Origin of the sequence: Nostoc sp. FACHB-892 (assembly GCF_014698795.1) — a bacterium.
In the GTDB taxonomy this organism is placed as follows: domain Bacteria; phylum Cyanobacteriota; class Cyanobacteriia; order Cyanobacteriales; family Nostocaceae; genus Nostoc.
Genome location: NZ_JACJTR010000114.1, coordinates 1 through 6,324, shown reverse-complemented (window position 1 = coordinate 6,324; position 6,324 = coordinate 1). Strand labels below are relative to the sequence as shown.

9 protein-coding genes and 1 pseudogene are annotated in these 6,324 nt (G+C 41.3%); 4 read left to right on the top strand and 6 right to left on the bottom strand.

From position 1 onward, the window contains the following. Positions 1 to 178, bottom strand: a pseudogene (locus tag H6G96_RS39850) (IS1 family transposase); the annotation flags it as partial. Positions 179 to 342: 164 nt separating this feature from the next. After that, positions 343 to 735, bottom strand: coding sequence for a hypothetical protein (locus tag H6G96_RS39845; protein WP_190920064.1), 393 nt, complete (start codon positions 733 to 735; stop codon positions 343 to 345). Between the two features lie 452 nt (positions 736 to 1,187). On the opposite strand from H6G96_RS39845, the gene H6G96_RS39840 reads away from it, so the two are divergent. The 4 genes from H6G96_RS39840 to H6G96_RS39825 all read left to right on the top strand — a co-directional run bounded on the left by H6G96_RS39840 (position 1,188) and on the right by H6G96_RS39825 (position 3,525). Next, positions 1,188 to 1,511 (top strand): hypothetical protein, encoded by a 324-nt coding sequence (locus H6G96_RS39840; RefSeq protein WP_190920062.1) that lies wholly within the window; start codon positions 1,188 to 1,190, stop codon positions 1,509 to 1,511. A gap of 397 nt (positions 1,512 to 1,908) precedes the next feature. Then, positions 1,909 to 2,589 carry a GPP34 family phosphoprotein gene (locus H6G96_RS39835; RefSeq protein ID WP_190920060.1) on the top strand — a complete coding sequence of 227 codons (681 nt, stop codon included), beginning with the start codon at positions 1,909 to 1,911 and terminating at the stop codon, positions 2,587 to 2,589. 35 nt (positions 2,590 to 2,624) lie between these two features. Continuing rightward, positions 2,625 to 2,765, top strand: coding sequence for a hypothetical protein (locus H6G96_RS39830; RefSeq protein WP_181154444.1), 141 nt, complete (start codon positions 2,625 to 2,627; stop codon positions 2,763 to 2,765). 379 nt (positions 2,766 to 3,144) lie between these two features. Beyond that, positions 3,145 to 3,525 (top strand): hypothetical protein, encoded by a 381-nt coding sequence (locus H6G96_RS39825; protein ID WP_104899735.1) that lies wholly within the window; start codon positions 3,145 to 3,147, stop codon positions 3,523 to 3,525. 273 nt (positions 3,526 to 3,798) lie between these two features. Here H6G96_RS39825 and H6G96_RS39820 read toward each other — a convergent pair whose 3' ends face one another. The 4 genes from H6G96_RS39820 to H6G96_RS39805 form a co-directional block, all read right to left on the bottom strand. Continuing rightward, complete coding sequence (locus tag H6G96_RS39820; protein ID WP_242063655.1) at positions 3,799 to 4,191, bottom strand: GIY-YIG nuclease family protein; 393 nt, start codon at positions 4,189 to 4,191, stop codon at positions 3,799 to 3,801. Between the two features lie 235 nt (positions 4,192 to 4,426). Further along, the gene (locus H6G96_RS39815; RefSeq protein WP_242063654.1) at positions 4,427 to 4,645 is read right to left on the bottom strand and encodes a hypothetical protein; all 219 of its coding nucleotides are present in this window, start codon (positions 4,643 to 4,645) and stop codon (positions 4,427 to 4,429) included. Positions 4,646 to 4,833: 188 nt separating this feature from the next. Continuing rightward, positions 4,834 to 5,658: a DUF4351 domain-containing protein gene (locus H6G96_RS39810; RefSeq protein WP_190920058.1), complete on the bottom strand. Its 825-nt coding sequence runs from the start codon at positions 5,656 to 5,658 to the stop codon at positions 4,834 to 4,836. Positions 5,659 to 5,722: 64 nt separating this feature from the next. Beyond that, positions 5,723 to 6,324, bottom strand: a 602-nt coding sequence (locus H6G96_RS39805; RefSeq protein WP_242063653.1) for a DnaB helicase C-terminal domain-containing protein, incomplete at its 5' end; no start/stop codon positions are given.

Here is a 6,324-nt window from a genome sequence, read left to right as displayed (position 1 = left end):
ATCCTGCACCGTTAACGTATGCTTTTAAACATTCGTTTTTGATCTCATTTGAGTATCCTTTTGGGGGACTATAGATATCTATAAATTGGCGATCGCAGGTGACGCAAAAGTGATTTTGTTTACCTCGGCGTTTACCATTTTTTCTAATCCTCGTAGACTTGCAGTATGGACAATGCACAGTAGAAGACCTCAATTCATCCCTCCATTATGCAACGCCGATTTTCTCAGTAAAATTCTTTTCTCTCCACTCATTCCAAGCCTCCACTCCCTGCTTCAGTATCGCCAGATGCTCCTCATTTGACATCACCAGCTAATCCCTCTGCTTCATCTGTAGCGACTGAACTATTCAGCATCCTGCCAACCTTCTAAAGTTGCCAAAAGTATATTGACAAGAGGATGATCTACTAATTCTTTTAATTCCTCTGTCTCGCCAGCTTTCAGCGCCCCAAGTACCCGTGCTTTCAAAGTAGAATCACCATTGATTTGCTTAAGTGCTTCTGTGACTGCTATCTGTTTTTCTAGTGGAGTGCTAGTAGGATAACTCTGTCCCAATTGGTTGAGAAGCTGCTGAATTTCTGCTGCGGCTTCTGCGAGATTCTGCTTTTGCTGTGGGTCGTAGTTAGTGATATTGCCGCCGATTTGTTGTGCGGTTACTGTGTCTGCGTTGACTAGACCACCTGCAAATTGAGCGCCTTTGAGGTCAAAGTTGGATTGTTTGTTAGGACTTTGTGACATAGTATTTCCCTGATTACTATAAGTTTCGGCGTAAAATTTAGGGCTTTGCAGTGCCGTAACCACCATAGTCTCTAAACTAGGAATTCGGCTATCTTTCTCTAAAATTAATCCTATTTTGCTAATGCTTTAAGTTGATTACAAATTTCAAAATATTCTGCACTTAGTTCCGGCTTGTCAGCTTCAACAGCAGTTTTAGCACGAAACAGAAACTTGTTTTAACCGCGTATTTCCATGCCCACGATTCGCAAATCTGCTTCTGGGTGATTCTCGGCTAACTGCCTAAACGAAATTGCGATAAGCTCCCGCTTAAGCCTTCTCCAAAGGATACGCTGACGCGAACGGCTATCGTTTTCGGGTCAACACCTTGGTTATGGTAAAGGTCGAGTGTGAAGTCGAAGGAACAATCTAAATTTTTACTCAGTCGTTCGATACCAAAACTGAGAATTTAAACTATGCTTGATTTCTCTAAAGTTATTGCTTTGGCTTTAACAAGCTTAAGTTTTTACGGTATAGGTGTATCAACATTATCAAAATCTGCGCTTGCTGGAGAACCAATTATCGATAGAAACTGCCACCCTCATGAGAGAACACAAGAAGTATTTCAACAAATACCGCCACAGAATCAAGCTAGAATATTGATGACATCTTCCTTTCAATTTAATAATCAAAACTACGCTCTACAATTGCTAAAATTTCCCAACTCTACAGGTGTTTTTTGTCTTTGGGAACCTAATGCTCGACTACCACAGAGGTTAAAAGACGTGTCAATTATTTAAGACAAGGTAATTGAGAAATTTGAGAAAGACCCTTCTCGACCAGCAAATTATATAATTACAGTCAAAGGTGAGAAAATGGAAGATATCTTAAAAACTGCTTATCGATTAAACCTAACTAATCCCAATCAACCAAAGGTGACACCGTTAGTCAGAGGTTACAAAAATTAGACGGAGATTTTTGTCTAATGTCAATTTTCAACAGTAAGTAAAGTTTGTAGCACCAACTTGGAGATTTGAGCTACTAAAGGTTTTCAGTGATGAGGATTAAGCATTGATTTCCAACTTTTGGACGAGATAACTGTTTAAATCCTTATGCCATATTGGTAAACGACTACTTGATTCTACTAATTCTGCTGAACAAAGCCATTTTGAAATATAGATAGAGTAGAGATTAATCATGCAATATCTTGCACAAGATTTAATGCTCCTTGCACTCAATCCTCAAACTGGAAAAATTCACTTTGCTGCATCATCTGCTCTACGCTACAGTTTGATGGGTACAGTGCTATTGGATTTAGTACTGCAAGGCAAACTCACGATAGATAACAATCATCTGATGGTAGCGAATGCTAGTACAACAGGTGATGAATTTTTGGATCAATGTCTTAATGAAGTTGTGGCGGCTCCTCGGAGTCGAACCGTGAAGTTCTGGATTAGCCATTGGAGCCGAAAATATTCAAGATTTCCAAAGGTGGTGTTGCAGAACTTAGTTGATCTAGGTGTTTTGGTGAAACAAGAACATACCGTACTTTGGTTTTTTCCTGTTCAGCGGTACTTTCTAACCGATGAATCAATCCAACGTGCGATTGTTAATCAAGTGCGTGCAGCTGTTTTAGAAAATATCCGACTGGATTCCCGCACGGCTGTGCTAATCAGCTTGATGAAAACCTGTCATCTCAGCAATACCGTCTTTACATCTGAAGAATTGCCAGAGGTGCGATCGCGGATTCAAGCGATCGCGAATGGTGAATTAGTGAGTAAGGCTGTCTCAGAAATCATCGCCACTGCTCAGGCGGCAATGATCGCTGCGATCAGCACTTCGGCAGCCTCTAGTTCAAGTTCTTCTAGCAACCAATAGAGGGAAAAAGATTAGCCAGATTGGAATGCAAGCTTTTGCCAAATTTTCGATTTGGTGGTTCACAATCAACTGATGAATTTCCTAAAACCCAAACCAGCCCAACCAAGCATTTCAATTATCTGCCTGATGAATGTCAGCAGATGCAGCAGATTGTGATGCCTGACGGCAAGCCGTAAAGCGTCTACGCATTTCACAGGTGTATTTTAGTGAACTGGAGGAATTGGTGCAGAGGTTTTTAGAGTTGTTGGGAAAGCCCAAGCGTGCTTAATTAAACTTTCTCTAACATTTTTAATTGTCTATCCATTTCACCACCCAGGAGCAAGATAATAATATTGAACTCTCGGTCAATGTGATATTTTTTCTGTAACACTTATTGTCTGCCTTACGATTGAGTACATTTTTTCCTATCTCAATTACTATAAGGCTTTGGGTTTCGCGCTCCTGACTCCCTAGTTCCTAGTCTAAACTAGTCAGGAGCGCATCTGTGACTGCAACAAATTGAATTTGTAATTAGTCTTTTGAACAGTCGTTTGATTTTTTAAGAAGGTATCTACTATGAATCGAATTCTCAAACGCGCATTTCTACCCAGTTTCATGGCTGCCAGTTTAACTGCAATCTCCTTAGTCCCTCTTCAACCAGCAGCAGCTAACGACCGAATTTTAGGAGATGCAGCCCTTGGTGCTGGTACTTGTGTAGTAACTGGAGCTGCTAGAAGACGTGGTAATGTTTTACGCAATGCTGCTAAGTGTGGTGCGGCTGGTGCTGCCGTCAATTTGGTTGGACGTAAGAAAAAACGTAACTTGGGTAGAGATGCCGCAGTCGGTGCAGGAACTAGCGCCGGGGTTCGCGCTATTCTTGGCGGGCGCGAAGATGTGGCTGGCGATTTATTAGATGGCGCAGCAGCAGGTGCAGCTATTAATATTTTGAGGAGATAAACTCTCAATTCGTAATCTCTAATTTTGAGAGTTTACGAATTTATCTAATCTCCGCAAGAAGACTCCCGTCACAGTCGCTTTCCTTAGCGGCGAGACGGCAGTTACTTCAAGTCGGCAGAGCCGCCCAACGCACTGCCTCATGAATTGCGGGTCAAAAACGAAACGCCCTCTGACCAGAATTGAGCGTAAGCGAAATCAGGGGGAAGGGTAGTTGAGTTTTTGACAACATCATATTAAAGAAAAAGTAGCGCCATAAAGCATAAGTAAGCCACCCTACCCAAAAGGCTGGCCCCACCGTTCCCAGTTCTCCTTATTAAATGGACTGCGCCACTTCAAAATAAGGTTCAACTCCAACTCTTGCCGTGCGCGTCGAGCAACCGGAGCATCCCACCAAAATGCGCTGTTGACTGCTGTTTGTAACTCATAGCGATAATGTAAATCCTGGTAGCTGGCAATGTAATCTTTGCAGGCGTGTATACCCTGCCATCGCTTGTTACTGCGGCACGTTTCGCCCACATACAGCACAAGAGAAGCCGCCGAGTCTATGATGAAATACAGACAAGCTGACCCAGGACTATCAACTGGCATTCGATAAAACGACATTGGCACAAGCCGCAGCAAGAGTGGATCAATTTGGTCTGGGTCGCAGTGCTTAGGGACTTCCAAAGAATAAATTATTCCAAGAAAAACAAGAGAGAGGTTTTCTCAAGAATGATAATCATTTTAAGGGGGGAGAAAAGGGGTTGCCGAGGGCAACCCCTTTTCTCCCCCTCATCTATGCATGAAGAATTTATACACTTGTCGTCTGCTTTGAAGTTAAACAGTGTAAAATTAGTATGTTTTGTAGCTAAATAAATGCTGTTATTAAAATCAAATAACTTTTGTTTTACTACAACAAATATCAATAAACTTGCGAATTGCGAATTGATTCTTGGCACTGGTAGTTGGTAATATCTGCGTAGATTGGAATTCCTGGTTGTTCATGGCGCAATTGTGATTGAGAATAAGGGGAGATTTCGACAAATTGCTGGACTCGGAATTTGTGAGATAGACCTGCGGCTGATATTCCGTGGTGGCAGAGTCCGCTGATGCCGGAGAAAAGTGAGAGGACTGATTTCATAAGGCGATCGCACTCCTGACCAATTCATCAGGTACTTCAAAAATTCCCAACCGCCCAATGTAAGGAATTGGTGTAATCTCTCTCAGATTAGAGTTAGTCAATATTGGTATAGAGCAGAGACTATAAATCTAATTCATAATTCATAATTCATAGTTCGTGATTCTTAACTATGAATTATGAGCTACGAATTAGTAATTATTTGATTGTTGGTCTAGCCAAACTATTAAATCGTCAACTGAGGAAAAATCTAATAATGCTTCTCCTAGAGTTTCCAATTGTTCAACAGACAAGACTCTAACTCTTTCAATATTTGATGAATCAATCTCACCAAAACGTCTATTTAATTGGCGAAGAATCAAACGTTCTTCACCTTGTTTATTACCTTTCTGTAAAATATCCTGATAGATAACAGATTCCTGCATAATATCCTCCCGTAAAAATTGACGAATCAAGTCTTTTTCAAACCTTAAACCTGCAAATATCTCTGTACACCCAGCAATATTTTGTCTTTCATCTCTATTTGAGATTTTAGCGACATTTTGAGCAACCTGGGATAATAAAGCGGCAGGTGAATCAGTTCGAGTTAGTGGTGCAAGGGGTAGCAGCGCCGGATTATTGAGAAAGAGTGCTGAATCTTGCTCCCACAAACGAATTACCCGATAGCGATGAGTTGTTTGTTCACCAGTATATTCTTCAGTGAACGCAAGTTCATCGCTAGTCTGCTGCAAGAAAATTACTACCTGTGTAACTGGTTTACGATACTGTCGTGTCAACCTCACATAATAATCTAATATCCGTAAAGGTATTGGTGGATTAGATGTAGCTAGAGTCTGGAACTCAATGTGTAAAATCCGATTAGTTGTCTGGAGGAATGTTACAAAATCAGCACGAATTGGTTCAAGAAACAGTTCAGTTTTTAACACTGTAACTTCTTGTGGCTCCGAGGTTAGTAACCATTTAGCAAACTCATCAGGATATACAGCTAAATACTTGGCTGTGTTATCGTAACTCAATTTATCTCGTCCTTTTTCTCTAAGAAAGCTGTGATTAAATGCTTGATAACGAGCATTTTATAGCTCAAATACTCGACTTAGCTAAGTTTTTAAACTGTCCAAATCGCTCATCAAACAAGAGATTAACAGTCGTCTCACTACTAAACCGACTTTTCAAAACTGAAACTTCAAAAATGCCTTTTTGGGTAGTTTGTTTGTCGTAGTAATCTTCCCGGTACAAACCCAACATCACAGCAGCCTCCTGTTCAAATCCTCCAGATTCCCGAAAATCTGCTTTGGTTGGACGCTTTTCGGAACGTGAATCAACTTCTCTTTTTAACTGTGCTAAACCCAAGACAGCACAATTGAATTGTTTAGCGATCGCCCTGAGTTGTTTTAAGATGGAGTCGATTTCTTGTACACGATTTTCCCCACGTTCACGGCGCATTGGTTCAATCAACTGCACATAGTCCACAATCACCAAACTGACTGACCCACAACGAGCTTGTATATCTTGTAAATCACCCTTGATTTGTGAGGTGGTGATTACAGGGTTATCATTCAACCAAAATGGTAGCGCCATCCCCTCAGCACAGGCTTGAGCTAAAGGATTCCAGTGAGATTCCCGAAGTGCATTGCGTTTAAAAAGCAGGTCAGCAGGAACATGGGGCGCTGCCAGTCTAGATC

Excerpts from the sequence above, each read along its gene's own strand:
- H6G96_RS39845 (WP_190920064.1), bottom strand. The coding sequence starts at position 735 with ATGTCACAAAGTCCTAACAAACAATCCAACTTTGACCTCAAAGGCGCT.
- H6G96_RS39840 (WP_190920062.1), top strand. The coding sequence starts at position 1,188 with ATGCTTGATTTCTCTAAAGTTATTGCTTTGGCTTTAACAAGCTTAAGT.
- H6G96_RS39835 (WP_190920060.1), top strand. The coding sequence starts at position 1,909 with ATGCAATATCTTGCACAAGATTTAATGCTCCTTGCACTCAATCCTCAA.
- H6G96_RS39825 (WP_104899735.1), top strand. The coding sequence starts at position 3,145 with ATGAATCGAATTCTCAAACGCGCATTTCTACCCAGTTTCATGGCTGCC.
- H6G96_RS39815 (WP_242063654.1), bottom strand. The coding sequence starts at position 4,645 with ATGAAATCAGTCCTCTCACTTTTCTCCGGCATCAGCGGACTCTGCCAC.